Genomic DNA, 25213 nt, shown 5'->3' with positions numbered 1-25213 from the left:
CTAGGTAGACGAGGAGATCTTCAGCACGACGGGCCGCCACCCGCGCCAGCTCAGCCTCTCTGTCGGAGAACGGAAGCGCCGCGAAGGCGCGACGTGAACCGCCGAACGCCTCTGCAATGTCGCTCCACCGCTCAAACTCCCCGGCTCCGGCAGACGACCGAGCTCAAGTGCATCGCTCCAGAAGGCATCGAGGAGCTCTCGGTGCTTCTCGTAGAGCGATGGACGCGTCCGCTTGGCCCGCTCGCGTGCATGCATTTCCGTGCTCAGAGCGTCGCCGGGTCGCAGGACACTCCGTTGCCGCTGCGCCAGGAACGCTTGCTCCTCCTCGTCAGCGCGAAAGACAAAGACCATCCCTGGCCCGACCGTCACCGGGTCGCGGCACAGGACACCGGCCACGTAGTCGCACAGCTCGGCTTGCCCGAAGTACCGCTGGAAGGTGCCGCGCCGCGTCAGGACGCCGTCCGCGTACTCGCGCCCGCCGCCCCCGCGTCCGTCGCCAGGCTGCATGACCGCAACCGAGAGGACGCGTCGGGCTAAGGCAAAGGCTCGGCTGAGGGTCTGTGCCCGCTCCACTGAATCCTCGATGACATTGAGCACAAAGCCGAGGTTAACCACATCTGCGGGTTCCAACGGCTCCTCGGGCGCGAAATGCGGATCCCAGCCGGTTGCCGCCACCCCGGCGGCCCTGAGAGCGCGCACATCGTCACCGCGGCCGCAGCCGTAGTCCAGGACAGCCGTCGAGCCATCAATGAAGCCCCAGCGGGTCAGCGCTTGCATGGGAGCGGAGAGGCGACCGCGGGCAATTGCCGTCCTGTGGCGTTTCACCGCACCAAGGCTGGAGCCGCGTCCGTGCGCGGTTCCGCCGCCGTCTCTCACCGTAACCGCATGGTCCTCGACACGCAGCCCGAGCTCTGCGAGGGACTGCTCCCAGAATAGGCGTCGTCCGATACGGTTCGCTGACCGGTCGAAGGCGCCCATATCCTCCAGTTCGGCTGTGAGGCGGGCAAACCTCGCTCGGTCCGGATGACGGTCATCCAACATCAGCTCCTTGCGATGCAGGATCGGCGGGTTGCCCTGGTTCGGGAAGTCGCGACGCGAGACGCGGCCGGCACCAAGCTCCACGAGCCAAGAGGTGTGCAGCGCCGGGAACGGGACCTCAAGAAAGTCTGGGTAGTCCAGCAGCGCCACCTCCGGTCGGTCGTGACAGATGCGCACGACGGTGAAGCGGCCACTGTCCACGCCAGCGATTCGCGCCGCATCCTCGACCAGATGACGCACCACCTGAACCTGCGCTCCGAGGAGCGAAACATGCATGTAGGTGGCGTTCCCTATGCGCTTGCCGCCGTCGAGCTCGCGCACAGCCCTAGCATGTACACGCTGGACATCTCGCTGATCGCAATTCATGTGCCTGTCCATGGCGCTCTCCACCGGAGACCTTCGGCGCCGGCCTGACGTAGTTCGGCGCCTCGAGAACACAGCCTGGCCATACTGGGACAGCACGTTCCACGCGCGGCTCAAATGCCCCCTAGCTAGGTCACTAGCGGGGAACCTAATCTATCTCCAGGCTAGGGGCTTAACGAGATACATCATCCATGGTGCACGATTTCGTCCAGAAGGTAGACCAGATAGCTGTGGACCGCCGTGACTTTTACGTTAGTCCCTCGCGCTGGAATACATCACGCGTTTCAGTAAGTCTGAATTGGATGAGCATACAGTTCTCTGCCGCCAATCAGGCGTCCGTGCCACGCGCGCCGGGGGTTTATTCTTTCGTTGTTCGGCGCGAGAACGGTCACTTTCCTCCACACGGCTTCATTATGTACGTCGGAATCACGACCCGCACACTGAGAAAGCGTTACGGTGAGTATTTGGACGAAATGAGACGTGGGAAGAGACCTCGCGTCTATTACATGCTGAACAAGTATCCGGATGATTTGTATTTTAATTATGTCTCCCTGCAGCCTGAAACCGCAGATTTGGAGCAGCTTGAGTTGGATTTGAACGATGCGATATTGCCCCCGGTTGTGACTAAGGATTTTACTGCTGAGATCAGAGATCTGGTAAGTGCTCTGAGGTGATGAGGGAGCCCGTAATGAGTAGGCTTGATAGCCCGGCTGACGTGCCGAGTCTCGGTGAGGGTAGGCATCTCCTTCCGGCTTTAAGGGGCCGCTTCGGCGATTGGGCATACTACTCCGCCCTAATGACGCTGGAGGTTGTGAATGAGCGCGTGCGAATGGCTCACGAGCTGCACAGCGTGAATCGTTCACGCGAGCTTTCCAGACTGATCCAGCGAGAACTTCAGGGCGGGCGCGAGAAGGAGATTGCGAACTACCTCAGGAGCAACTCCGACAGGTTCTTTAATTCCCTTGTGATTGCCGTATACGGAGGCGAACCCGAATGGCTACCGTTTGAAATAAAGGCACGAATCGGCGGCATCGACATAGAAAACCTGGATTCTACATCACGGCATAGCGTTGGCTTTTTTGCACTAGGACGTTCTGAGGAGCTGTATGCCCTTGATGGGCAGCATCGCCTTGCTGGCATCCGAGCAGCCATCAAGACGAATCCAGAACTCGCCCGCGACGAAGTTTCTGTACTGATTGTGGCGCACCATAACGATGAGGCTGGGATGCGCCGGACTCGGAAACTCTTCACCACGCTGAATAAGACCGCGAAACCTGTGCATAAAAGCGAGATTATCGCTCTTGATGAAGCAGACATCTCGGCCATTGTGACGCGACATTTGGTAGAAAATCATAGATTTTTTGCAGATAGTCGAACGGAAGTGCTCCGAAGAACACCAAACCTGCCTAGCACAGATGCAGAACATATTACGACGATTGTTAACCTTTACGATACGGTCGATACGCTATTCTCTTCGGTAGTTGACAAAGTAAGTCCCAAGGATTGGGCTAACGTGAAAAGCCTCAGGCCGGACGATATAGAGGTTCAGAGATACATCAAGATTGCCTCATCGTATTTCGAAAAACTAGCGAGCATTTTCCCGGAGCTTGAAGAATATTTTCTTTCCAAGAACCCTGGCGCTGTTCTGCGAAAGTATCGAGGGCGTAGCGGGGGGCATATTCTGTTTCGCCCTGTCGGGCAAACTGTGTTCGTGCAGTTCTTGGGACATCTTCGGCGCTCTGGTATGTCGATGGATGAGTCCTTTTCCGTATTGTCCCGACTGCCAACAAATTTGGCTAAGCCTCCCTACGCAGGCGTGTTATGGGACAAGCAAAATGGCACTGTAATCAACAAAGGATCTTCTCTAACGCGTGATCTTCTATTGCACATGGTCGGGAAGTTCGGGGGATCGCTAACGACTTTGCGCAAGCGCTATGCATCGGCTTTAGGAGTCGAGCCGACTGATGTGTCACTTCCTGGTCAAGTTTCTGCCTCACGGCGTTGACCGTAGGTGAAGTGTGGTGTGCGAGGATTGTGGGGCGTGATCTCAGTGCCTGATTCGCGACACAGCACATCGTCCGCTGGGTCGCCGCCCTGCCATTCGTCTCGATACCCTACACCTTGCCGCCGGGGGTGTGGAGCTCGCAACCCGGTGTAAGCGACTCAGGTTACTGGCCCCGAGCCGTCTCTCGCAGGCGTCCTGATCGGCTCGATCGAGCAATGTGGCCGCCGGCTTGGAAGTGAAGCGGTATTCTCGGCCCTCCGCGTCTTTGGTCGGGCAATCGACTTGCTGAATCCGAGCGAGATGGCCCGCCCAAAACGCTCGGTAGAACAATACGTTAGGCCTTGTTGGCCAAATTGCCTAACCCTCAAGGTCCGGAGAGTCTCCGCCGTCCGGAGAGCGAACTGCGCCCTCGTTCCGGTTTGGCACCATCAAGGTGCGCGCCGAAAACGGCGGGCAAACCGCGGCGCAGCGCGACGCCGGTGCTATGGAGAATGTTCTGGTAGGGACCGACTGGAGCAGCGGTGGGAACCGGGAACTGAAATTCTCTGGGCTGCACCTTCTTCAATACCAGAAGCCCGATCGATGAAAGCGAGGTGCCTGCGGGCGGGGCACTTCGAGCCCGAACTCCCTGTGAGGCGGAATGGCGAGATCCCCACCCCGCGGACCCAGCAGTGATCGCAGCTTCCTGATCCGCTCCTCGGTTGGCGGGTGCGTGCGCAGGAGTGACGGTTCGGGGATCCGGCGCCCCGGCAGGAACATCTCCTCCCAGAAACGCCCGACCCGACGCTCAAGCTTGGCCAGAGCCGAGGCGAGGCCCTCGGGGTCGCCCGTCAGCCGCACCGCCCCGAGATCGGCATCGAACTCGCGCCTTCGCGACAGCGCGAGTTGCAGCAGGGCCATCACGGTCGGCGAGAAAGCAAGGGCCAGCGGCGCGATCCAGGGAAGCGTCACCGCTCGCGCGACAATCAGGGGCAGGTTCGCGAAAAGCAGGATCTGTCCGAGCCAGCTCGCCAGCGAAACCGCCCGCGACATGGTGTCCGCGAGGCCCATGAGCCACAGGTCGCGGTGCGCGATATGCGCGATCTCATGCGCCAGAACGCCCGCCATCTCGCGAGGGGACAGGAGACGAAAGAGACCGTCCGAAACGCAGACGACGCTATCCTCCGGATTTCCCATCGCGAACGCGTTCGGCAGCTGGCTAGGGACGTACCAGAGTTCCGGGCAGCGCGGCAGTCCGGCGCGTGCGGACAGGGTCTCGAGCAACGCGAAGCCCTCGGGCCAGTCGCGTGCGCCGAGTTGCCGCGCGCGGTAGCCGGGCAGCAGAAGCTCGCGCGACAGCGTGGGCGCGAAGAGGAGCCCTCCGGTCATCACCGCAACGATGACGAAGGTCGTCTCGGGGCCCGCGATCATGCCGACGACGAGCCAGGCGATCGCAGCCATGCCGCCGAGCAGCAGGACCGTCTGCGCGAGGTTGTTCAGCCGGTGGGCCAGCGTGGGGGCGATGACGAAATGGAACATATCGTAATCAGAATCTCCCGGGCGGAACGCCAAGCATATTCAGCACGACGCGCGCCAGAACCCGGCCTGCGAACGTGATGCCTGACGCCCACCTTCACTTCCGCCCCGCATCCAGCCATCGCACCGCACGACGACATCCGGCGTCCCCCTGCGCCGGTGCCGCCGATCTTGCAGATCGCGATCCGCGGATCGGCCGGCAGCCTGTCGAGCGCGCCCTAGGTCAGTGCCTCGTGGGAGCCGCCGCCCTGCGGGGTCGAGATCCACCGGCCTCACGGGCACGCCGTCGGCAATGCCGGACATCGGTGCCCCGCGGTCCGGCGGCCTGCATCGCGGCCGGGCACGGTCGTGACCGGACCCTTTTGATCCCGAGGCGGAGCGGAGGGCGGGGCATGTGCCTTGCCACGCCCCGCCGCGGCGCATCTCAGCCCGCCTTCACCTCGATCCGCTTGACCTTGGCCTGCGCCTCCGGCGTCTGCGGCAGCCGGATGGTCAGCACCCCGTTCTTGAAGCTGGCCTCCGCCTTGCTGCCATCGACGCCGGGAGGCAGCGGGATCGCGCGATAGATCGCACCATAGCTGCGCTCGGAGAGGTAGTAGCCCTTCTTCTCCTCCTGCCGCTCGATGCGCTTCTCGCCCTTCACGGTCAGGACGTCGTCCCCGACCGTCACCTCGATATCCTTCATCTCCATGCCCGGAAGTTCGATCGAGATCTCCACGGCGTTGTCGGTCTGCACCACGTCCGACTTCGCCTCGCTCTGCCCCCAAGGCCATTCGAACCCCGCGAGCGGCTTGCCGAAGCGGTTCATGAAGTTCTCAAACACCTGGTTCATCTCCCGCTGCAGCGAGGCGATCGGGCTTTGCTCGGCGGCCTTCTGCTCGGGCTGGTCATCCTTCCGGGCCCACGGGATGAGATCCTTGATCTGCATGATATCCTCTCCTTTGCCGCTCAGGCGGCCTTGACCTGGATCTTGCTGGGCTGAGCCTCGGCCGCGCGAGGCAACCTCAACGTCAGCACACCGTCCTTCAGCACGGCCTCGATGCGCGCGGCATCGAAGTCTTCCGACAGGACGAAGCTGCGCTCGTAGTCCCCCGGCTCGAACTCGAGGTGGACGAGGCGGAGGCGATCGGGCTGCGGGCTGCTCCCGCGGCCGCGCACGGTGAGCACTCGCCGCTCCAGCGTGATGTCGACGTCGTCGGCGACCACCCCCGGCATCTCCATCATCAGCACGATGCCCTCTGCCGTCTCCACGACATCGGTGAGCGGGCGCCAGATGCGCACGTTGCGGGTCGGCTCGGCCCCCGCGGCCGCCGGGGAGACAGCGCCGGCTTCGGTTTCGGCATTCATCGGTGTCGCTCCTCTCAGCCGGCCTTGATCTCGATCCGGCGTGGACGTTGGTCCTCGGGACGCTGCAGGGCGATGGTGAGCACGCCGTTCGCGAAGCGGGCCTCGACCTGGGACGGATCGACTGCGAAGGGCAGGCGGACGATGCGGGTGAAGCGGCCGAAGGCGCGCTCGCGCCGGTGCCAGACGGCGCCCTCGGGCATCTCGGGCGGCCGCCGCTGACCAGTGATCGTCAGGACATCATCCTTGGCCGTGATCTCGATGTCCTCCGGGGCCACACCCGGGACTTCGGCAACGATCGCCACCGCCGCCTCGTTCTGCCAGAGGTTCAGGGGCGGAAAGGCCGGGGCGGAGGTCCCGAACGGCATGCGATCGAGCGTCTCTCCGAAGCGTCGCAGCAAGGCGAAGGGATCGGCACGGTAGAGCGTCAGTGGATGCAACATCGGCTCCTCCTGGTTGCGGGACGCGGCGCGTCCCCTGGTGAACGGCCCCCCGGGCGAAGATCCGCGAGCGGCCGAAGGCAGGCGTGGAGATCGCGCGGTGCCGCCGGCCGGAGCAGCCAGCTCCGCCCCGGCCCTCGCGTGCCATCGAAAGCCGCGGCTGCTGCTCGAGGCCGGCGCCGCCATGCCGGCCGGCGGCATCACCGTCGCCTCCCGGCTTGGCGTCGGCAGGATCAGACGGCGTCGGGATGTGGGGCGTGCCGGTCATGCGAGCCTCACCCCTGTCCAGGCAGGCGGATCGCTGGCCGGGAAGGACTCGAGGCTCGCCTCCTCGACCGGATCGGGTCGGGACTCGATGTTGTCCGCCCCGACCCAAGGCAATACGCGCCCGATGGCATCACCAATGTCGTATCGGAGCTGGTCGGCATAGCTCCTGTAACGGATGCGCCTCGGCGGCGGTTCGTCCACTTCGTAGAGCCAGCCGTGCCGCTCTGCGAAGGCGATCGCGCTCATCCGATCAGGAAACTCGATCCGCAGATGCGCGAGGGGATCGCTGGCCGGAGCCCGGCGCACCGGGAAGTTCCGGCCTGGCACCTCCGCAGGCAGGAACTCCAGCACCCATCGGCTCCGTCCTGGTGCGGATTGGGTGACCGACCGGCCCGGCTGGTGGATCCGGACCTTTGGCGGGCCGCTATATGGCACAGCCATCCCTCCGCCCGGCATCACGGGGACGGGGCGCCGCATGCCCGCGTCCGGCGCGACGGCCAGCGGCGTTCCGGACGCCCCGGTCACCGCGGCGGAGTCGCTCGCATCGGCCGGGGGCGTCCCGCTCGTCATGATGCCGCCTGCTGGGCCGCTTCGGCGGCCTTGGCGTCATCCCCGCCGGGCTTCGCCGCCGCCTCGATCACGACCTGCTCGGCCGTCGCATCCCAGCGCAGCCGGATCGTGTCGCCCTTCGCCACTTCCCCGCCCAGCATGGCGCGCGCGAGCCGGGTCTCGACCAGGCTGCGGATCTGGCGCTTGAGTTCCCGGGCCCCGTATTCGGGGCGGTAGCCTTCGGCGGCGAGCATCTCGACCAGGCTGTCGTCGAGCTCGACCGTCACTCCCTGGCTTGCCGCAGTGCGCTTCACCCGCTCGAGCTGCAGCAGCACGATCTGGCGGATCTCCGCCTTCGAGAGCGCGTGGAAGACGATGATCTCGTCGATGCGATTGAGGAACTCAGGCCGGAAGTGCCCGCGCAGGACCTCCATCAGCTCCTCCTTGAGCTTCTCCGGCTGCTCGGCCACCGTGCCGCGCAGGTGGAGCCGCTTCTGGATGCGATCCGAGCCCAGGTTCGAGGTGGCGATGATGATGGTGTTGGTGAAGTCCACCACCCGCCCCTTGCCGTCGGTGAGCCGCCCATCGTCGAAGACCTGGAGCAGCACGTTGTAGACATCCGGGTGCGCCTTCTCGATCTCGTCGAGCAGGATCACCGAATAGGGCTTGCGGCGCACCTTTTCGGTGAGCTGCCCGCCCTCGTCATAGCCGACATAGCCCGGCGGCGCCCCGATCAGGCGGGCGACCGTGTGCTTCTCCATGTACTCCGACATGTCGATGCGCAGCAGCGCGCCCTCGTCGCCATAGACCACCTCGGCCAGCGCCTTGGCGAGCTCGGTCTTGCCCACCCCCGTGGGCCCGAGGAAGAGGAAGGTGGCGACCGGCTTCGAGCCCTCCCGCAGCCCGGCGCGCGCGAGCCGCACCGCGTCCGAGACGGCCTTGATCGCCTGCTCCTGCCCGATCACGCGCTGGTGCAGCCGTTCCTCCATCTTCAGCAGCTTCTCGCGCTCGGCCTCGGTCAGCTCGCTGACCGGGATGCCCGTGAGCTTGGAGACGATCTGCGCGACATGGCTCGCGCGCACCTCGGCCGAGCCGGTGGCGCGGTCCTTCTCCCAGGCCTCGGTCAGTTCCTTGAGCCTCGCCTCCTTCGCCGCGATCTCCTTGCCGAGCTCGGCCGCCTTCTCGAAGTTCTTGCGCGAAGCGGCGTAGTCCTGCTCGCGCTTGAGCTGGTGCAGCTCCGCCTCGATCTCCTGCACCTCGACCGGGCGCGCGGTGGCCGAGAGCTTCACCCGCGCCGCCGCCTGGTCGATCAGGTCGATCGCCTTGTCGGGCAGGAAGCGGCCCTGGATGAAGCGGTCGGAGAGCTCGGCGGCGGCCAGGATCGCCTCGTCGGTGATCGTCACCTTGTGGTGCGCCTCGAAGGTGTCTCGCAGGCCGCGCAGGATCATGATCGCCTGCGCGACGGTCGGCTCCGCCACCATCACCGGCTGGAAGCGCCGCTCCAGCGCGGCGTCCTTCTCGATGTGCTTCTGGTACTCGTTGAGCGTGGTGGCGCCGATCAGGTTCAGCTCGCCGCGCGCGAGCATCGGCTTGAACACGTTGGCGATGTCGAGCCCGCCCTCGCCGCCGCCCTGGCCGGCGCCGACGATGGTGTGGATCTCGTCGATGAAGAGGATCATCTCGCCCTGGTGCTCGGTCACCTCCTTGAGGATCTTCTGCACCCGTTCCTCGAACTCGCCGCGGTACTTCGAGCCAGCGACCATCGAGTTGATGTTGAGCTCCACCAGCCGCTTGCCGCGCAGCGCCTCGGGCACCTCGCCATCCACGATCCGTTGCGCGAGGCCTTCCACGATCGCGGTCTTGCCGACGCCCGGCTCGCCGATCAGCACGGGGTTGTTCTTCTTGCGCCGGGCGAGGATCTCGATCGTCGTCTCGATCTCCTGCGCGCGGCCGATCACGGGGTCGAGCTTGCCGTCGCGCGCCATCTTCGTCAGGTCGCGCGAATACTTGTCGAGCTCGGGCGTGTTGGTGGGCGCTTCGGCGCGGCCCTCCTCCGCGCCCTCCTTGCCGACCACGCGCGCCACCTGCTGGCGCAGCGCCTGCGGCGTGAGGCCGAGCTTGCGCAGGATGTTGGCCGCCAGGCCCTCGCCCTCCTCGGCGAGGCCGATCAGCAGATGCTCCGGCCCGACATAGGAGTGGCCCATGTCGGTCGAGGCGGTGAAGGCGCGGCTGAGTGCATCCTTGACGCGGGGCGCGACACCGATCTCGCCCTCATGCGGCTTTTCGCCGCGCTTGGCCTCCTGCTCGATCTGCGTGCGCAGCTGGTCGGCCGAGATCTTGAACTGGCCGAGGACCGTCTTGACGACTTCCGAGCCGAGCAGCGCCAGCAGCAGGTGTTCCGTGTCCACCTCCGGCCTGCCCCGTTCGGCCGCATGGCGGGCCGCCTCCTGCAGCAGCCGTTCGGCCTGGTCGCTGATGCGCGCGGCAAGGCCGCCGCCCGGCCGGCGTGCCGAACCGCGCCGCTGGCTGCGACGCGGCAAATCCGAGGCGGCGGCGTCGCCGAAGGTGGCATCCACCACCTGCTCATCCTCCTCCGCGGCGGGCAGGTCGCGCCCGAAGCCACCGATCAGGCTGCCGAAGGGGCGGTCGCCGAAGAACTCCTCGAACAGGCTGCCATGGCTGCCGAACAGGGCCTCAAGAGGCGAGGCGGTCCGCCCCTGGCGGCGGAGCGTGTCGCGGTAGTGCTCGTCGCAGAGCTCAAGATCCTGCCGCCGCCCATTCACCGAAGCGCGGACGCGCACCGTCGCCGCCCGTCCACAGACATCGCATTTGCCGTCCATCAGATCCGCTCCCTCTCCGGATCCGCTGCCAAGGTCGCGGATCCTGTCATGGCGTGTCTGCCGTCCTCATACCGCATCCCGCTGCCGCAGCGGCGGGAAATCTTCCGGCGTGATCGTCTCGCGCTCCAGCAGCAGCCGGGTGCCGGCCTCGAGGTCGGCGCGGCGTTCGGCCAGCAAAGCCTTGGCGCGCGCATAGGCCGCATCGATCAGTTCGCGCACCGCGACATCCACCTCGCGCGCCGTGGCCTCGGAATAGTCGCGCGGCGTGAGGCCCGGCACGCCGTCGCCGAGGAAGCTCTGCCGCTCGGGCTCCAGCACCGCCTGGCCGAGGGAGGGATGCATCCCGAAGCGGGTGACGATCTGGCGCGCGATGTCGGTCACGCGCGCGAGGTCGTCCGCCGCGCCGGTCGAGATCTCGCCGAGCACGAGGTCCTCCGCCGCGCGGCCGGCCAGCAGCACGACCATGCGGTTCTCGAGGTCGCGGCGGGTGATCAGGAAGCGGTCCTCGGTCGGCCGCGTCATGGTGTAGCCGAGCGCGCCGATGGAGCGCGGGATGATCGAGACCTTGTGCACGGGATCCGCCCCGGGCAGGGAGGCGGCGGCGAGCGCATGGCCCATCTCGTGCCAGGCCACCGCCTCGCGCTCCTTCGGGTTCAGCACGCGCCCCTTGCGTTCGAGACCGGCGACGATGCGCTCGATCGCGGCGGTGACATCGGCCATGGTCACGGCCTCGGCGCCGCGGCGGGTCGCCTGGATGGCCGCCTCGTTCACCAGGTTGGCGAGTTCCGCGCCCGAGAAGCCCGGCGTCAGCGCGGCGATCTGCTCGACGTCCAGCCCCTCGTGCTTCACCTTCTTGAGGTGCACGCGCAGGATGGCGGCGCGGCCGGACTTGTCCGGGCGGTCCACCACCACCTGGCGGTCGAAGCGGCCCGCGCGCAGCAGCGCGGGGTCGAGGATCTCGGGCCGGTTGGTGGCGGCGAGCAGCACGATCCCCTCGCGCGGGTCGAAGCCGTCGAGTTCGGTCAGCAGCTGGTTGAGCGTCTGCTCCTTCTCGTCATGGCCGCCGCCGAAGGCGCCGGCGCCGCGGCGGCGGCCGAGCGCATCCAGTTCGTCGATGAAGATGATGCAGGGCGCGGCCTTGCGCGCCTGCTCGAAGAGGTCGCGCACGCGCGCCGCGCCCACGCCCACGAACATCTCGACGAATTCGGAGCCGGAGATGGAGAAGAAGGGCACCCCCGCCTCGCCGGCAACCGCGCGCGCGACCAGCGTCTTGCCCGTGCCCGGCGGGCCGACCAGCAGGATGCCCTTCGGGATGCGCGCGCCGAGCCGGCCGTATTTCTCGGGCTGCTTCAGGAAATCGACGATCTCGCGCAGCTCGGCCTTGGCCTCGTCCACGCCGGCGACGTCGTCGAAGGTGACGCCGGTGTCCTTCTCGACATAGACCTTGGCCTTCGACTTGCCGACCGACATCAGCCCGCCGAAGCCCTGCTTTTCCGCCACGCGGCGGAAGACGAACATCCACAGCCCGAAGAAGACGACCGCCGGCACCACCCAGGAGAGCAGGTTCGTCAGGAAGGTGTTCTGGATGGTGCCGTCGTAGCGCGCGCTCGACTGCTCGAGCCGGCGGGTGAGGTCCTCGGGCACGATGGTGGTCAGGAAATGCGTCCGCCCCTCGATCGGCTCGCGGTAGCGGCCGACGATGCTCTCGGGGCGCACCTGCACCTCGGCGATGCGGTCCTGCTGCAGCAGTTCGAGGAAGCGCGAATAGGGGATGCGCTCGGTGACCGATGCGCCCTGCCACCAGCCCTGGAAGAGCAGCAGCAGCAGGAACGCCCCGATCCAGTACCAGATGTTGATCTGCTGCTGCTTGTTCACTGACGGCTCCGGTCGCTGGCGCGGAGCGGAGTGAAGCGCGAACGGCCCTCCGGCCGCAAGGGAGGGAAGCGGGTGATCAGGGCGGCCTCGTCTCGGCGCTTTCGAGGGCCGCGGCCTCGGCCTCGCGCCGGTCCTGGTCGCGCACCAGCCAATAGACGATGCCGAGCGCCAGTATCGCCGCGCCGAGTGCGAGCAGCTTCATCGCCTCGGTCTGGCTGAGGTCGAGGATGATGAACTTCCGCACCACCGCGAGGATGGCGATCATCACCACCGCGCGCACCTGGACGATGCCGAATCGCCGTTCCACTACGACCAGCAGGGACCGCTTGAACTCCAGCGCGATGACGACGGTGAAGATCGCGCCGAAGACGGTCTGGAACACCGCCGGATCCGTGGGGTCGAAGATGTCCACCAGAAGCAGCGAGGTGGCGACCAGCTTGAGCAGGTTCCACAGCGCGGCCAGCACGATCAGCGCGATCAGGATCGTCAGCACGAAGACGACGGACTGCTCGAACTTCTCGTAGAAGGTCAGCGACCGCCACAGCGCGAGGCTGCCACGCGACGGTTTCGGTTCGCTCATCTGCCCGCATCCAGTGTGACCGCGATCCCGAGGCGCGCGCCGTCGCGCAGGATCGTCAGCGTGAGGGTATCACCCGGCGCGTGCCGGTCGAGCGCGGCAAGCAGGTCCGCCACGCGCCGCAGCGGGCGGCCCTCCACTTCCAGGATGACGTCCCCGGTCTGGAAGCCGCTGTCGCGCCCAAGGCGGGCCGAGCGGATGCCGGCGCGCTCCGCGGCCGAGCCGGGCTCGACCTCGAGCACGAAGACGCCCTCGATGCCGAGGCGCGCCGAGAGCGCCGCATTGAGCTGTTCCTCCACCCGGATGCCGAGCGAGGGGCGGATGTAGCGCCCCTGCGCGATCAGCCGCGGCACCACGCGGTTGACCGTGTCCACCGGCACCGCGAAGCCGATGCCGGCCGAGGCGCCGGAGGGGCTGTAGATCGCGGTGTTCACGCCGATCAGCCGGCCGGCGGAATCGAGCAGCGGGCCGCCGGAATTGCCGGGGTTGATCGCGGCGTCGGTCTGGATCAGCCGCTCGATCACCGCCCCCGTCTCGCTGGGCAGTTCGCGGTTCAGGGCCGAGATGATGCCGGTCGTCAGCGTCCAGTCCAGGCCGAAGGGATTGCCGATGGCGAAGACCTTCTGGCCGACGCGCAGGTCGTGGCTGGTGCCGATCGGCAGCGGCTCGGGCCGCCCGGTGCCGACGCCGATGCGCAGCACCGCGAGGTCATGGGCCGGGCTCGTGCCCACCAGCACGGCGTTGTAGGCGCGGCCATCGGCCAGGCGGACCACGGCCCCGGAGGCGCCGGCGATGACGTGGTCGTTGGTGACGACATGGCCGAGCCGGTCCCACAGGAAGCCCGAACCGGTCCCCCGCGGCACCTGCAGCGCGTTGCGCGTCCAGGGGTTGAGCACGCGCTCGGTGGTGGCGATGAACACCACCGATCCCCGCGCCTGCTCGAACAGCGTGATGGTCGAACGCTCATCCTCCGCGAGGTCCCCCCGCGGCGTCACCACCCGCGGTTCCGCCCGGCCGGCGAGGAACTCGGCCTGCAGCAGCGGGATGCTCTGCCAGGCGGCCATCAGCACGAGACCTGCCAGCATCAGCAGCAGGGTCCGGAACATGAATCGCGCGTTGTCCAACGCCGCACTCTCCTGCCAGCCGAGTTCCCGGGATGCAGGGTGCCCCTGCCGCCCGATCATGCCAAGCCCCGTTCGCCCGCCGCGCGGTTTCGTTGACCCGGCCGGGCGGGGGCGGGCATCCGCCCATCAACCGCTGCCGATCAGGATGCCGGCGGCCAGCACCAGGCTGCCGCCGAGCACCACCTGGAACACCGCCCGCCGGATCGGCGTTTCCATGTAGCGGTTCTGGATCCAGGCGATCGCCCACAACTCGATGAAGACCACCGCGATGGCGATCGCGGTCGCCGTCCAGAAATGCGGGATGAGGTAGGGCAGCGCGTGCCCCAGGCCGCCAAGCGCGGTCATCACCCCCGAGGCGAGGCCCCGCTTCCAGGGCGCGCCGCGGCCGGAGAGCCTGCCATCGTCATGTGCGGCCTCGGTGAAGCCCATCGAGATCCCCGCCCCCACCGACGCCGAAAGCCCGACCAGGAAGGTGGTCCACGGGTCCTGGGTGGCGAAGGCGGTGGCGAAGATGGGCGCGAGGGTGGAGACCGAGCCGTCCATCAGCCCGGCCAGCCCCGGCTGCACCCAGGTCAGCACGAACTGCCGGCGGGCGGCGAGGCTTTCCTCGCTGGCCGCCCCGCCGCGCGCGAGCTCGGCCGCCATCGCCTCGACGTCGCTCTCGTGCCGCGCCTCCTCGGCGGCGAGGTCGCCGAGCAGCCGGCGGGCCTCGGCATCCGTCGTGCGCTCGGCGGCGGCGCGGTAGAAGGCCTCGGCCTCCCGCTCCATGGCCATCGCCTCGGCGCGAATGCGGTCGAGGCCGAGATTCTCGACCAGCCACAAAGGCCGGCGGGCGTAGAAATCGGCGACATGCTCGCGACGGATGGGCAGGATGAGGTCGCCGTAGCGGGCGCGGTAGAGATCAATGAGCCGGCGCCGGTGCTCGTCCTCCTTGGCGGCCATGGCATCGAAGATGCGGGCGGTCGCGGGATAGGAGTCGCGCAGCCGCTTGGCATAGAGCGCGTAGATGCGCGCGTCCTCCTCCTCGGAGGCGATGGCGAGGGCCAGGATCTCCTGCGCCGAGAGGCTGGCGAAGCGGCGGCGGCCGAAGCTCGGCAGGGGAAGAAGGCGCATGCGGCTCCGGGAGAAGCTGGGGGCGGGACCGTTCGGACAATACCCGCCTCGGCCAGGTTCCGCGACCGCGCCGGCCGACCTCGGTAGATCGGTAGGGGTCGGAGCAACGCGACGATGTGCCATGATGCGGACCGGCGTTCGGCGGGACGGGCGCGGCGCCAGCCGGGGCATTCCGCTGAGGCTCGGCCGATGCCATGATCGCGACGCGCGCCACACGCCCTGGCCTCCAGGCGGCGGGCGGTTCTTCCTCGTGCCGGATCCTTCGATGCTGCCCTTGCAGGACACAGTTGCACTCCGGTTCCCGCCCTTCGTCGTGTGGTCCCTGATCGGGGCCTGCGTCTTCGGGTTCCTCCATCAGATGTCACTGCCGCCGCGCGAACTGGAGGCCTTTCTCTACCGCCACGCCCTGGTGCCGGCGCGCTTCTCCGGCGCCTTGCCCGCGGCGTCGCCAGGGGGGTGGAGCGCATTCCTGACCAACATGTTCCTGCATGGCGGCTGGCTCCATCTCATCCTGAACATGTGGACGCTCTGGATATTCGGGCCCGCCGTGGAGGACCGGCTGGGCGCGGCCCGGTTCCTGGCCTTCTACCTGATCTGCGGCATCGCGGCCAGCCTCGCGCATGTGCTGGCCAATTCGGCCTCGACCGTGCCCGCCCTCGGCGCCTCGGGCGCGATCGCCGGCGTGATCGGATGCTATGCGAGGCTGTTTCCGGCGGCACGGCTCGTTATGATGGTGCCGATCCTGTTCATTCCGTTCTTCTTCGAGGTGCGGGCGATCGGCTTCGCGCTGATCTGGTTCCTCATGCAGATCGTGCCGGGGCTTCTGACGCTGGGCCAAGAGGGGGATTCCGGCGGAATCGCCTGGTGGGCGCATATCGGCGGCTTCCTGGCCGGATGGCTCCTCGCCCCCTTCGTCCGGCGGGCGCGGCGCGTGTATCGGCCCTACTATCGCGACGAGGGGATGTACGGGTTCCTGCCGGATGGCCGGCGCAGCGGAGGGCGCGGACCGTGGGCGTGATGGATCTTCTCTGGCTGTTCTTCATGCTGTCGGCCCTGCAGCCCCTGCTGCAGCGGCGCTACCTGGATGCCATGCGGGCGCGCAAGATCGCGCAGATCCAAAAGGCCCGCGGCAGCCGCGTCATCCTGCTGGTGCACAGGCAGGAGACGATGAGCCTGCTCGGCTTCCCGCTCCTGCGCTACATCGACGTCAATGACAGCGAGGAGGTGTTGCGCGCGATCCAGCTCACGGATGACGAGGTGCCGCTCGACATCGTGCTGCACACGCCGGGCGGCCTGGTGCTGGCAGCCACGCAGATCGCACGGGCGATCCAGGGGCACAAGGGGAAGGTGACGGTCTTCGTGCCGCATTATGCCATGTCCGGCGGCACGCTTATCGCACTGGCTGCCGACCAGATCGTCATGTGCCGCCATTCCGTGCTCGGCCCGATCGATCCGCAGCTGAACGGCATGCCGGCCGCCTCGATCATCAAAGTCGCCGAGGAAAAGCCGATCGCCGAGGTGGACGACCAGACGCTCGTGCTGGCCGATGTCGGCCGCAAGGCGATCGCGCAGGTCGAGGCAGCCGCGACCCGGCTTCTCGCCGCGAAGATGGAGGAGGCGGCGGCCCGGACGCTGGCCGCCCGCCTCGCGACCGGGACCTGGACGCATGACTATCCGATCGCGGCCGAGGAGGCGCGGGAGATGGGACTGCCCGTCACCGTGGAGATGCCACCGGAAGTGCTCGAACTGATGACGCTGTATCCACAACCTGTGCGGCGGCAGGGCGGCGGCGTCGAGTATCTTCCGCAGCCACGCCAGCGTGAGGCACGGGGAGGGTGACGGCGGACAACCGCTTGGGCGGATTCGTCGTGATGGTCACGGCGCGGTTTCCGCCTCGGCCCTGCACGACGTCAATTCCGACATCGTCCATGAAGAACGACACATCCGAGCGGAGGATCAACCCGTGCCAACCGTTGCCTGCCCCGATTGTGCGACCACAAACCGGGTTCCGGAGACGCGCCTCAACGACAATCCGCGCTGCGGTCGCTGTGGCACGGCCCTGTTCCAGGGCGCGCCGGTCGTCCTGACGGCGAACAACTTCGAGCGGCATGCGACGGCGGAACTGCCCTTGCTGGTCGATTTCTGGGCTGCCTGGTGCGGACCCTGCAAGGTCATGGCACCACAATTCGATGCCGCGTCGCGCATGCTGGAACCCCGGTTCCGTCTCGGCAAGATGGACACGGAAGCCGAGGCCGACATTGCCAGCCGCTTCGGCATCCGAGGGATCCCAACGATGATCCTGTTCAAGGCAGGCAAGGAGATCGCGCGCACCAGCGGCGTCATGTCCGCCGCTGATATCGTTCGCTGGGCCTCCGCACAGGCCGGGCGAGCCGGAAAGTTGCCCTATCGTGGGACGTCTCGTGCAGCATTCGCCGCCCGGATTGCCGCAAGATTTCGGGCCAACGGTGCGCGGCAATGTGGCGAAAGTCGCGGTCGATGATTGTCTCGGATCACGGCAGCCGCCGCTTCGTCACCTGCACCGCCAGTGGCGCTGCCGCGAGGTCCACCGTCGAGGCGCTGACGTTGCGCGCGGTCACGCGCACGCTGTTGTTCGACCACACATGGCAGTCGAGCACGAAGGCAATGCTGCTGGTGTCGAGCGAGGCGTCGGCGAAGTCGCCCCGCCGTGCCCCAGGCACCGTGACGTCGAGGTTCGCCGTCGCGCCGGGGCCGAGGCTCGGCAGGTCCCAGCTGGTCTCCAGCGTCAGCGTCCGCGTCCCGGCAGGTAGCGACGGGCAGCCGTAGAGGATGGCCGGCGCATCCTCCGGCAGGCCGTAGAGCCGCAGCGCCTCGAGCTCGATCTGCCCGTCGAAGCCGATGATCCCGATCTGTGCGAAGGCGACGCCTGCGCCGAGCCGCACCGTCTGCCGCCGGTTGAGCGAACTGTCCTGCATCACCGCGCCGGCCTGCCAGCTCTTCGAGGCGGTGTCCCACTGCATCGTGGTGCCGGAGGCCAGCACGTCCTGCGGCTGGTTCTCCCGCACCGTGCCCGCGCCGTCGAAGCAGCGGACGCAGAGCCGCCCGCCATCGGCGCCGCCGACCAGCCATTGCGCCAGGGCGAACTCCTTCGCGTGTGTAGTCTGGACCACGAAGGCGACGCCGCGGTTGGCGTTCAGCAGCAGCCCCCGCCCGGTCGCCGCGATGCCATCCAGCCCGTTCCAGGACAGCGCGGCCATGGTGGTCTCGGTGGTCGTCGAGGTCGCGATGATGCACGCCCCCTCCACGCCGATCTCGGTGTTGCTGTGCCGGAAGGCGGCGGCGCGGAGGTTCGGGATGTTGGCCAGCAGGCGGGTCAGCCGCGAGGCCGGTGCGCGGTGCCGGTTGTAGACGGCGTTGCCGGCGCGGGTCGCCGTCGCGGTGTAGTCGATGCCGATGCCGTAGGTCTGCGCCCAGGCCACCTCGTACTCGCAGTCGGTCGCTGCCCCGGTGTGCCGCGCCGCGATCGGCGAGCACGCCTCCATGCGCATCCCCCGCGCGATGATGGCGGTGCCGCTGGTCTCGTTCAGGAAGGGGATGGCGACGTTCGGATCGAGCTGGCGCAGCTCGAAATTCGGCGCGTCGAAGACGTGGCGGTTGTGGTTGCTGTAGGCGCCGTCGGCCCTGGACAGCCGGATCCCGAAGCGGTCGATCGAGGGATTGATCCCCGTCGCCACCGCGAAGTGGCCGCCATAGTAGCGGATCGAGGTGTTCCAGGCGGTCGCGGTGGCGCAGTGGATGTCGAGGCCGATGCGGTTGTTGAGGATGCGGCCGAGATGGAAGGTGCTGTCCTCGACGCCGCGGCCGTCGCCCAGCGTCCGCATGCCGATGGTGAAGCCCGAGACCAGCCGGAGTTCGACCACCGAGGCGTCGATGTTGCGCACCAGGATTCCGATGTCGGCCTCGTCGAGCCAGCCGGACTGGCTCTGCCGGACGACCTGCAGCCCGGCATAGTGCTTCTCGCCGTTGCGCGTGGTGCCGCCATCACCAAGAGTCAGCACGGTGGCGGCGGCGGTGCCGGTGTATCGGATGACGCCATGCATGATCAGCCCACGGGCCCCGCCACCGAGGGTGATGCCGGCGGAGACGTTCCAGGTGCCAGGCGGGATGACCGCGAACTTCTGGTCCGCCGCCGCGCGGTCGAAGGCCGCCTGGATGGCAGCGCGGTCATCGGCGACGCCATCACCCAATCCACCAAAGTCGGAGGGCAGCACCGTCTCCCGGTCGCGCAGGTACTTGGCGAGATCGGTCTTGCTGACCGCGGTGTCGAGCACCAGCAGGTCGTCGATGCGGGCGGGCATGGTGGGTTTCCCTACAGCGCGGTCGCTGTCACCGGCCCGGCCAGGGCCGAGACGTTGCCCTCGGCCGAGACGGCGCGCAGCCAGTACCAACGGGTGTCGCCGGCGGTCAGGCCAGTGCGGTCCCAGAAGAGGCTGGTCGGCTCGTCCGCCAGCTTGGCCGCGGCGGCGAGGCTGTTGGTGGTGGCCTCGAACACCTGCAGGCGGATGGCATCGGGCGGGAACCCGCCGGAGAGGCGGATGCCGCTGGCGATCCCCGTCGCCGTGGGCGCCGACACGGCCACCGGGACCAACGCCTGCCGCCAGCCCGACACGGCGCCACTGCGGGTCACCGCGCGCACCCGAAAGCCGGTCGGCTCGGCGGTGGGGATGGCGGCCGCGGTGGCGCCCAGCGAGCCGCCATAGCCCTGCCAGGCCGCGACCGAGGCCGGCTGGAACTCGACCTGGTAGCCGGCGAGGTGAGAGGAACCGACCGCGGCCCAGGCCAGGGAGAGCACGGCAAAGGCGGTCGCCTGCGGCGTCTCCACCGCGAGGCTGGCCGGCGCGGCGATGACGCCCGGGTTGGGCAGCACCACGGCGGGGTTCGCGCCGGTGGCGCGCTCATCGACCGCCGGGTTCCAGTCCCACACCGCGGCGTCCTCCTCCTCCAGGGTGAGATCCACACCGCCCTCGGCGGCGAGCGACCAGGCGGTCACCCGCGCTGGGAAGGGGGTGAGGCGGTCGAGGGCGACGGTTGCCGCCTCCCAGGGTCGCAGGCGCAGGGCGGAGAGGTTGGCGGGAAAGGCGACGGTGCGCTGGCGGCGGTTGCGCTCCAGTTCGACCTTCATCAGCCGCTGCACGGTGCTGACCGAGGTGGTCAGCGGGAATTCGAGGTCGCGGTAGATCATCTCGCCGCCATCCTGGGCGACGTAGTTGGAGGCCAGCAGCGGCGGGGCATCGGTCGGCTGCCAGTTGGCCGCCGGCTCGACATAGACGGCACGCACCCCGTTGAAGAGATCCCGCCGCGGCCGGGCGCCTTGGATGGTGACATCGCCGCGGAGGTCGTCCGAGGTCAGCGTCGCCGCTGGCAGGGCCGGCGCCCCCGCATGAATGAAGAACCGTCCGCCGCTCACTACTAGCGCGCCGGCCATGGCGGCGGCGAGCTTGCGGGTGATGGCGATCTTGCCCTCGGCGAGCGACAGCACGCCGTTGGCGGTGTAGCGGCGCTCGTAGACCCCGGCCCTGGTGCCAACCAGCTCGTCGCAGACGTTGGCGGCGGCCATCAACGCCGGGATGTCGATGTCGAACCAGGACGCCCGCCAGCCGAAGGGCGCGGTGAGGTACCAGGCGAGCAGCAGGGCGGGATTGTCGGTCCAGCCCACCATGCCGGTGCGCGGGTCGAGGATGGTGTCGGCGCCCTCGACGATCGCAGCGATGTTGGGCGGGCCGGCGGGGAAGGCCTCGGCGGTGAGCTTGAGGCGGACGGCGACATAGGCCCGGCCGCGGCCGCGGTGCTCGCTGGTCCACTGGCCGCCGGTCTCGGCGATCAGGTTGGCGTCAGCGGCCTGGTCGGGATCGCCGAGATGGCGGTCGATGCGCACGAGGCCAGAAAACGACCCATCGCTCTCGACCTTGTCGCCGAGATAGACCTCGCCGATCGCCCGCACGCGGTGCGCGGCCAGCACCACCACCGAGTAGAAATAGCCATCGGCGCGGCCCTCATCGTCGGTCGCCGAGTGCAGGAAGACGATCGGGCCCGAGACCTTGCAGCGGCCGAGGACAATCTGATGCTCGGTGACTGGCTGGCGGAAGGCCTGGGTGCGGCCGGCGCCGGGCTGGCCGGCGTCGAAGCCGGCGATCGCCGCCGCCTGCGGGCTGAGGCTGGCCTGTTTTTTCTGCTTTTGCGGAAAGACCGACTGGCCGATGGCGGAGACGATGAAGGCGGCCCCGGCGCCGACCACGGCGCCGATGATGCCGCCACCAACCGCTGCGGAGGCGACGCCGGCCGCGGCGACGGCGATGAGCGGCACCGCAGCCGGCATCAGGCGATCCTCCAGGCGATGGGGCAGGTGGTGAGCGGGACGCGGACCAGGCCGCGCGGCCCGACGAAGGCGGCGCGGCCGCCGTCCACCACCACGCCGAGGCGCGGCGGATCGACGGCGAGGACGACATCCCCCGTCCGCGCGAAGGCGGGCGGGATGCGCGGGAAGCCCGCGCTGTCGGCGGTCGCCTCCAACGAAGATAGGCTGCGCCAAGCCGGCCGGCGGCCGGTGGTGGCCAGCACCGCGGCGAGGGCAAATCGCCCGCAGTTCCAGCGATGGGCATCGAAGGGACGCGTTTCCGCCGCGGCGAGCAGTGCTGCCAGCCGGTCGTGCCAATCCGGCAGCCGGGGCATCAGCTGGCCGGCAGCCGGATCTCCGCCTCCTGCAGGGCGGGGACGAACTCGAAGAAGCGATCCCCCGGATACTCGGCCTGCTGGTCAGCATCGGTGTAGCGCCGCACCTCGGCGCGCTCGAGGTCGACCAGCCGGCTTTCGCAGGTGAGCGAGATGCGCGGCTCGGCCCCGTCCACCACCTGCATGGTGTCCATCAGCCCGGCCCAGAGCGGGAATGGATCGGCGACGAAGGCGCCCTCGGCATCGAGCAGCGCGCCCCACAGCCGCGCCGGGCGCAACCGGAAGGACTGCTCGGCCAATGCGATGTCGACCACCTCCTGCGGCACCGGCGACAGCGTCAGCGTGATGCGCACCGCGCGCAGCTCGGCCGTCTCCTCGATGTCGGAGACCGCACCGATGGTGCCCATGCCCTCGAACACCACGCCGGCCCAATGCAGCGACCCAAGTCCGGTCCAGGCGCGGATCGGGCCCGAGGCGAAGTCGAGCTCGACCAGGACCACGGGCGTGGCGACCGGCGCGGTCGCGGCGGCCGCAGCCTGGGGCGAGAGCCGCGGCGTGGCGGTGATGCCCTCGCTCATGGGAGTGCCTCCTCGAGGCGGATGGTGATGGCGGTGAAGCGCCCGGGCCGGGTGGGGTTGGCGCCCTCGTCGTCGGAGGCGAGACGCATGGCGACGGTCGGCGTCGTCAGTACCAGCGGCTCGGCGAGCGACGCCGCGGCGCGCAGCGGCGGGGCGATCGGAATGGTGGCGGTGCCGGTGCCGGAGGCGACGACACCCTCCGTGGCCATGTAGAGCCGGCCGGCGAGGCCGATATGGTCCCCCGCGCCGACCGCCACCGCATTCGGCCACCAGCCCTGGGTTTGCAGGGCGAGGGCGCCGCGCGCGGCACCGGCCGCCAGCGACGGCGTGCCCGATCCGACCACCAGCCCCGTCCCATCGGTGAAGATGGTGGCGTCCGAGAAGGAATACGGCCCCGCGGGCACCTCGCCCTGGCTGCGGGGATCGCCGGTGCGGTACTCGCGCCGCCAATCCCAGATGCGGACGGTGTTGGCCGAACCGGCGAGCGCCGCCAGCAGCCCCTCCAGCACGCCGGCCTGGATGCGGTTGAGCGGATCGAAGCTGGCCTCGGCGATCCACCGCGCACCGTCGCGGCGCAGCACCTGGGTGGCGCGGCTGACCGGGGAGACGAAGCGCAGCGTGTTGTGCTGCAGGTAGAAGCTCAGCCGCGACGGCCGCAGCGAAGCGGGCCAGGCGTATTCGGTCATGCCGACCCCTTCCCGCTATCCGCGCACGGTGTCGTAGGCCGCGCCGCCGCGGCGGATGGCGTCGAGCGTCATCGCTGAGGCCTGGCGGGCGATCTGGCCGGCGAGCAGCCGCAGCCGCGCCTCGACGCCGGCGTCCGCGCCGCGGGCGTCGATGCTGATGCTGGTGTGGATGGTCGGGCCGCCCCCGCCTGGGGCGACACCGTTCGGCAGCACCGTCCCGGCCTGGCGCGGCACGAACCATTCGGGGCCGCGCTCACCGACGACATAGGGCTGGCCGGCAGCGACCGGCCCACCCTCGGCGCGGAACAGCCCGCCCAACCAGGAGCCGACATCGGTGAACAGGCTGTCGAAGGAGATCCCCGACAGTCCCGCGGTGACCGCATTGCCGAGCGGCTCGGTGATGACCTTACGGGCGAGGATGCGGGTGATGTCCTGCAGCAGCCCCTCCAGGACGGAGGAGAACTTCTCGCCCTTGACGATCGCGTCCTCGAAAGCACTGGAGAAAGTCAGGCCCAACTCGCGGACGGTGTCAGAGGTGCGCGATGCCCCCTCCTCGACACGGCGCTCGGCGCGTTCCAGCTCCTCCATCGCTGCGACCGCCTCGCGCTGGATGGTCTCGTCGGGCACCGCCCGGCCCGCCCGTTCGGCGCGCTCCACCAGGCCGGAGAGATTGGCGAGGCGGCGCTGGTAGCGCTCATAGGCGGTCTCGTTCTGCTGGATCAGCCGCTCGCGCTCGCGCAAAAGCTCGTTGAGCTCCCGCTCCGCCTCGCGGGCCTCTCGCGCCCCCTCGGTGCTGGCGCGGCGGACGGCGGCGACGCGGGGCTCGAGGCGCCGCAGCGCCTCGTCGCGCTCCTGCAGCGCCAGCGTCTCGAGGCGGGTGCGCTCGGCGGTGGTGACGCCGCCGGCGGCTTCGGCCTCGCGCAGCCGGCGGACGCGCTCGTCGTACTCCCGGTTGATCCGGAAGCGGTCGTCGAGGTCGCGGGTGAGGTCTTGGACGTCTTGCGTCGCCCGGCGGCGGCGGGCCTCGGCGGCCTGGGCAGCGGCGCTCTCCTGCTCACTGCGCTGGCGCTCGCCGGCCGCCTGCTCGCCACGGGTGATCTCGGCCTGGAGGTCCGTGTATTGCCGGCGCAGCTCCTCCAGCCGGGCGGCGCGATCGACCCCGGCCTGCTGCTCGGCGGTGCCGACCAGGCCGGGACGGATGCTGCCGCGGCGGACCGGGGCGCTGAGGCTGGCGCGGCCGTCCTGCTGGCTTTCCAGCCGGGCGATCTGCGCCGCCAGCGCCTCGGCCTGGCGGCGCATGCCGGCGAAGCGTTCCTCCTCGCTGAGCATGCCGGCACCCTGGCGGACACCGTCCACCGCCCGCGCCGCGGCGGAGAGGGCGCGGGCCAGCGCGTTGGACAGGCCGATGGCGCGGTCGAGCTGGCCAAGAAAATTCTCGGTCGCCGCCGTGAGCTGCCCGAAAGCGCGGCCGAGCGAGAGCGGCGCGCGGTCGAGTTCGGCGCCGAGGCGTTCGGTGGCGCGCAGCAGCGCCGGGAAGACCCGCTCGGCGGTGAGCTTGCCCTCGGAGCCGAGCTTACGCAGCTCGCCGATGGAGACGCCGAGTTCCTTGGCCAGCCCCTCGGCCAGCAGCGGCATGGCCTCGAGGATGGAGCGCAGCTCGTCGCCCTGCAGCACGCCGGAGGCCAGCGCCTGGGCGAGCTGCAGCGTGGCCGAGGAGATTTCCTGCGTGGAGGCGCCGGAAACGATGGCGACGCGCTGCAGGCCGCCGACCAGGCGGACCACCTGGTCGGAGGTGGCGCCGATTTCGCGCGCGGCGATCGAGAAGCGCTGGAAGGCGTCGACGCTCTCGGAGACGGCGACACCCGTGGAGAGCGCATTGCGATACAGCGCCTCGTAGACCTGGCCGGCACGCTCCACCGAGCCGGTCGCGTTCTGCAGGCGGGAGAGGCTCTGGGTGAGCGCGTCGCCGGCCTGGACCAGGGCGCGGGCAGCGACCGCCACGCCGGCGATCTGAATGCCGCGGGTGACGACGTCCAGCAGTTCGAGGGAGCGGGAGGCGCGCTCGGCGCCGCCCTTGATCTGGTCGAGGGAGCGCTGGCCGGTCTCGCCGACCTCGCGCAGCCCGGCCTTGACCCGGGCGGCGTCGTCCAGCGAGAGCCGGACGGAGACGCGGCGGGTGGCGTCGGCCATG

22 protein-coding genes are annotated in these 25213 nt (G+C 68.7%); 5 read left to right on the top strand and 17 right to left on the bottom strand.

What is annotated here, in order from left to right; genetic code table 11:
* Positions 1–1359: a DNA phosphorothioation-associated putative methyltransferase gene (locus tag NJ376_RS03330; protein ID WP_252951803.1), complete on the bottom strand. Its 1359-nt coding sequence runs from the start codon at positions 1357–1359 to the stop codon at positions 1–3.
* 233 nt (positions 1360–1592) lie between these two features.
* Between NJ376_RS03330 and NJ376_RS03325 the strand changes: the two genes are divergently transcribed.
* Positions 1593–2075, top strand: coding sequence for a GIY-YIG nuclease family protein (locus NJ376_RS03325; RefSeq protein WP_252951802.1), 483 nt, complete (start codon positions 1593–1595; stop codon positions 2073–2075).
* Complete coding sequence (locus NJ376_RS03320) at positions 2075–3406, top strand: DNA sulfur modification protein DndB (RefSeq protein WP_370287804.1); 1332 nt, start codon at positions 2075–2077, stop codon at positions 3404–3406. The genes NJ376_RS03325 and NJ376_RS03320 overlap by 1 nt, the downstream gene beginning before the upstream one ends.
* Positions 3407–3967: 561 nt before the next feature.
* Here NJ376_RS03320 and NJ376_RS03315 read toward each other — a convergent pair.
* The 10 genes from NJ376_RS03315 to mbfA all read right to left on the bottom strand — a co-directional run bounded on the left by NJ376_RS03315 (position 3968) and on the right by mbfA (position 15050).
* A complete protein-coding gene (locus NJ376_RS03315; RefSeq protein WP_252951801.1) occupies positions 3968–4924 on the bottom strand; it encodes a zinc metalloprotease HtpX in 957 nt (318 codons plus the stop codon).
* A gap of 421 nt (positions 4925–5345) precedes the next feature.
* Complete coding sequence (locus NJ376_RS03310) at positions 5346–5849, bottom strand: Hsp20/alpha crystallin family protein (RefSeq protein ID WP_184487284.1); 504 nt, start codon at positions 5847–5849, stop codon at positions 5346–5348.
* 20 nt (positions 5850–5869) lie between these two features.
* Positions 5870–6268: an Hsp20/alpha crystallin family protein gene (locus tag NJ376_RS03305; protein ID WP_027282470.1), complete on the bottom strand. Its 399-nt coding sequence runs from the start codon at positions 6266–6268 to the stop codon at positions 5870–5872.
* Between the two features lie 14 nt (positions 6269–6282).
* Entirely contained in the window at positions 6283–6708 is a 426-nt protein-coding gene (locus tag NJ376_RS03300) for an Hsp20/alpha crystallin family protein (protein WP_027282469.1), read from the bottom strand.
* A gap of 261 nt (positions 6709–6969) precedes the next feature.
* A complete protein-coding gene (locus tag NJ376_RS03295; protein ID WP_252951833.1) occupies positions 6970–7413 on the bottom strand; it encodes an NADH dehydrogenase ubiquinone Fe-S protein 4 in 444 nt (147 codons plus the stop codon).
* A gap of 125 nt (positions 7414–7538) precedes the next feature.
* On the bottom strand, positions 7539–10361 hold the full coding sequence (locus tag NJ376_RS03290; protein ID WP_252951800.1) for an ATP-dependent Clp protease ATP-binding subunit: 2823 nt from the start codon (positions 10359–10361) through the stop codon (positions 7539–7541).
* A gap of 66 nt (positions 10362–10427) precedes the next feature.
* Positions 10428–12236, bottom strand: coding sequence for an ATP-dependent zinc metalloprotease FtsH (gene ftsH / locus NJ376_RS03285; RefSeq protein WP_252951799.1), 1809 nt, complete (start codon positions 12234–12236; stop codon positions 10428–10430).
* Positions 12237–12312: 76 nt separating this feature from the next.
* Entirely contained in the window at positions 12313–12816 is a 504-nt protein-coding gene (locus NJ376_RS03280; protein WP_252951798.1) for a phosphate-starvation-inducible PsiE family protein, read from the bottom strand.
* Positions 12813–13937, bottom strand: a complete 1125-nt coding sequence (locus NJ376_RS03275) for a S1C family serine protease (protein ID WP_252951797.1) — start codon at positions 13935–13937, stop codon at positions 12813–12815. The genes NJ376_RS03280 and NJ376_RS03275 overlap by 4 nt, the downstream gene beginning before the upstream one ends.
* 126 nt (positions 13938–14063) lie before the next feature.
* On the bottom strand, positions 14064–15050 hold the full coding sequence (gene mbfA, locus NJ376_RS03270; RefSeq protein ID WP_252951796.1) for an iron exporter MbfA: 987 nt from the start codon (positions 15048–15050) through the stop codon (positions 14064–14066).
* A 121-nt stretch (positions 15051–15171) separates the two neighbouring features.
* Between mbfA and NJ376_RS03265 the strand changes: the two genes are divergently transcribed.
* The 3 genes from NJ376_RS03265 (at position 15172) to trxC (ending at position 17550) form a co-directional block, all read left to right on the top strand.
* Complete coding sequence (locus NJ376_RS03265) at positions 15172–16068, top strand: rhomboid family intramembrane serine protease (protein ID WP_252951795.1); 897 nt, start codon at positions 15172–15174, stop codon at positions 16066–16068.
* On the top strand, positions 16068–16889 hold the full coding sequence (locus tag NJ376_RS03260; RefSeq protein WP_252951832.1) for an SDH family Clp fold serine proteinase: 822 nt from the start codon (positions 16068–16070) through the stop codon (positions 16887–16889). The genes NJ376_RS03265 and NJ376_RS03260 overlap by 1 nt, the downstream gene beginning before the upstream one ends.
* 124 nt (positions 16890–17013) lie before the next feature.
* Positions 17014–17550 (top strand): thioredoxin TrxC, encoded by a 537-nt coding sequence (gene trxC, locus NJ376_RS03255; RefSeq protein ID WP_456308908.1) that lies wholly within the window; start codon positions 17014–17016, stop codon positions 17548–17550.
* A gap of 10 nt (positions 17551–17560) precedes the next feature.
* Here trxC and NJ376_RS03250 read toward each other — a convergent pair whose 3' ends face one another.
* Genes NJ376_RS03250 through NJ376_RS03225 form a run of 6 tightly spaced genes read right to left on the bottom strand, consistent with a single transcriptional unit; the run spans position 17561 to position 25212 of the window.
* Positions 17561–19387: a glycoside hydrolase family 55 protein gene (locus NJ376_RS03250; RefSeq protein ID WP_252951794.1), complete on the bottom strand. Its 1827-nt coding sequence runs from the start codon at positions 19385–19387 to the stop codon at positions 17561–17563.
* An 11-nt stretch (positions 19388–19398) separates the two neighbouring features.
* A complete protein-coding gene (locus NJ376_RS03245) occupies positions 19399–21405 on the bottom strand; it encodes a phage tail protein (protein WP_252951793.1) in 2007 nt (668 codons plus the stop codon).
* Positions 21405–21758 carry a DUF6950 family protein gene (locus NJ376_RS03240; RefSeq protein WP_252951792.1) on the bottom strand — a complete coding sequence of 118 codons (354 nt, stop codon included), beginning with the start codon at positions 21756–21758 and terminating at the stop codon, positions 21405–21407. Before NJ376_RS03240 ends, NJ376_RS03245 begins: the two co-directional genes overlap by 1 nt.
* Positions 21758–22336, bottom strand: a complete 579-nt coding sequence (locus tag NJ376_RS03235; protein ID WP_252951791.1) for a hypothetical protein — start codon at positions 22334–22336, stop codon at positions 21758–21760. The genes NJ376_RS03240 and NJ376_RS03235 overlap by 1 nt, the downstream gene beginning before the upstream one ends.
* Positions 22333–23022: a hypothetical protein gene (locus NJ376_RS03230; protein WP_252951790.1), complete on the bottom strand. Its 690-nt coding sequence runs from the start codon at positions 23020–23022 to the stop codon at positions 22333–22335. The genes NJ376_RS03235 and NJ376_RS03230 overlap by 4 nt, the downstream gene beginning before the upstream one ends.
* A 15-nt stretch (positions 23023–23037) precedes the next feature.
* Entirely contained in the window at positions 23038–25212 is a 2175-nt protein-coding gene (locus NJ376_RS03225; protein ID WP_252951789.1) for a tape measure protein, read from the bottom strand.
* Position 25213 lies beyond the last annotated feature (1 nt).

It is taken from the genome of Siccirubricoccus soli (genome assembly GCF_024178315.1).
GTDB classification, from domain to species: domain Bacteria; phylum Pseudomonadota; class Alphaproteobacteria; order Acetobacterales; family Acetobacteraceae; genus Siccirubricoccus; species Siccirubricoccus soli.
The sequence above is the reverse complement of the archived record's forward strand: the minus strand, read 5'-3'. Positions and strand labels throughout refer to the sequence as shown.

Excerpts from the sequence above, each read along its gene's own strand:
- NJ376_RS03325 (WP_252951802.1), top strand. The coding sequence starts at position 1,593 with ATGGTGCACGATTTCGTCCAGAAGGTAGACCAGATAGCTGTGGACCGC.
- NJ376_RS03320 (WP_370287804.1), top strand. The coding sequence starts at position 2,075 with ATGAGGGAGCCCGTAATGAGTAGGCTTGATAGCCCGGCTGACGTGCCG.
- NJ376_RS03315 (WP_252951801.1), bottom strand. The coding sequence starts at position 4,924 with ATGTTCCATTTCGTCATCGCCCCCACGCTGGCCCACCGGCTGAACAAC.
- NJ376_RS03310 (WP_184487284.1), bottom strand. The coding sequence starts at position 5,849 with ATGCAGATCAAGGATCTCATCCCGTGGGCCCGGAAGGATGACCAGCCC.
- NJ376_RS03305 (WP_027282470.1), bottom strand. The coding sequence starts at position 6,268 with ATGAATGCCGAAACCGAAGCCGGCGCTGTCTCCCCGGCGGCCGCGGGG.
- NJ376_RS03300 (WP_027282469.1), bottom strand. The coding sequence starts at position 6,708 with ATGTTGCATCCACTGACGCTCTACCGTGCCGATCCCTTCGCCTTGCTG.
- NJ376_RS03295 (WP_252951833.1), bottom strand. The coding sequence starts at position 7,413 with ATGGCTGTGCCATATAGCGGCCCGCCAAAGGTCCGGATCCACCAGCCG.
- NJ376_RS03290 (WP_252951800.1), bottom strand. The coding sequence starts at position 10,361 with ATGGACGGCAAATGCGATGTCTGTGGACGGGCGGCGACGGTGCGCGTC.
- NJ376_RS03280 (WP_252951798.1), bottom strand. The coding sequence starts at position 12,816 with ATGAGCGAACCGAAACCGTCGCGTGGCAGCCTCGCGCTGTGGCGGTCG.
- mbfA (WP_252951796.1), bottom strand. The coding sequence starts at position 15,050 with ATGCGCCTTCTTCCCCTGCCGAGCTTCGGCCGCCGCCGCTTCGCCAGC.
- NJ376_RS03265 (WP_252951795.1), top strand. The coding sequence starts at position 15,172 with ATGATGCGGACCGGCGTTCGGCGGGACGGGCGCGGCGCCAGCCGGGGC.
- NJ376_RS03260 (WP_252951832.1), top strand. The coding sequence starts at position 16,068 with ATGGATCTTCTCTGGCTGTTCTTCATGCTGTCGGCCCTGCAGCCCCTG.
- NJ376_RS03250 (WP_252951794.1), bottom strand. The coding sequence starts at position 19,387 with ATGCCCGCCCGCATCGACGACCTGCTGGTGCTCGACACCGCGGTCAGC.
- NJ376_RS03245 (WP_252951793.1), bottom strand. The coding sequence starts at position 21,405 with ATGCCGGCTGCGGTGCCGCTCATCGCCGTCGCCGCGGCCGGCGTCGCC.
- NJ376_RS03240 (WP_252951792.1), bottom strand. The coding sequence starts at position 21,758 with ATGCCCCGGCTGCCGGATTGGCACGACCGGCTGGCAGCACTGCTCGCC.
- NJ376_RS03235 (WP_252951791.1), bottom strand. The coding sequence starts at position 22,336 with ATGAGCGAGGGCATCACCGCCACGCCGCGGCTCTCGCCCCAGGCTGCG.
- NJ376_RS03230 (WP_252951790.1), bottom strand. The coding sequence starts at position 23,022 with ATGACCGAATACGCCTGGCCCGCTTCGCTGCGGCCGTCGCGGCTGAGC.
- NJ376_RS03225 (WP_252951789.1), bottom strand. The coding sequence starts at position 25,212 with ATGGCCGACGCCACCCGCCGCGTCTCCGTCCGGCTCTCGCTGGACGAC.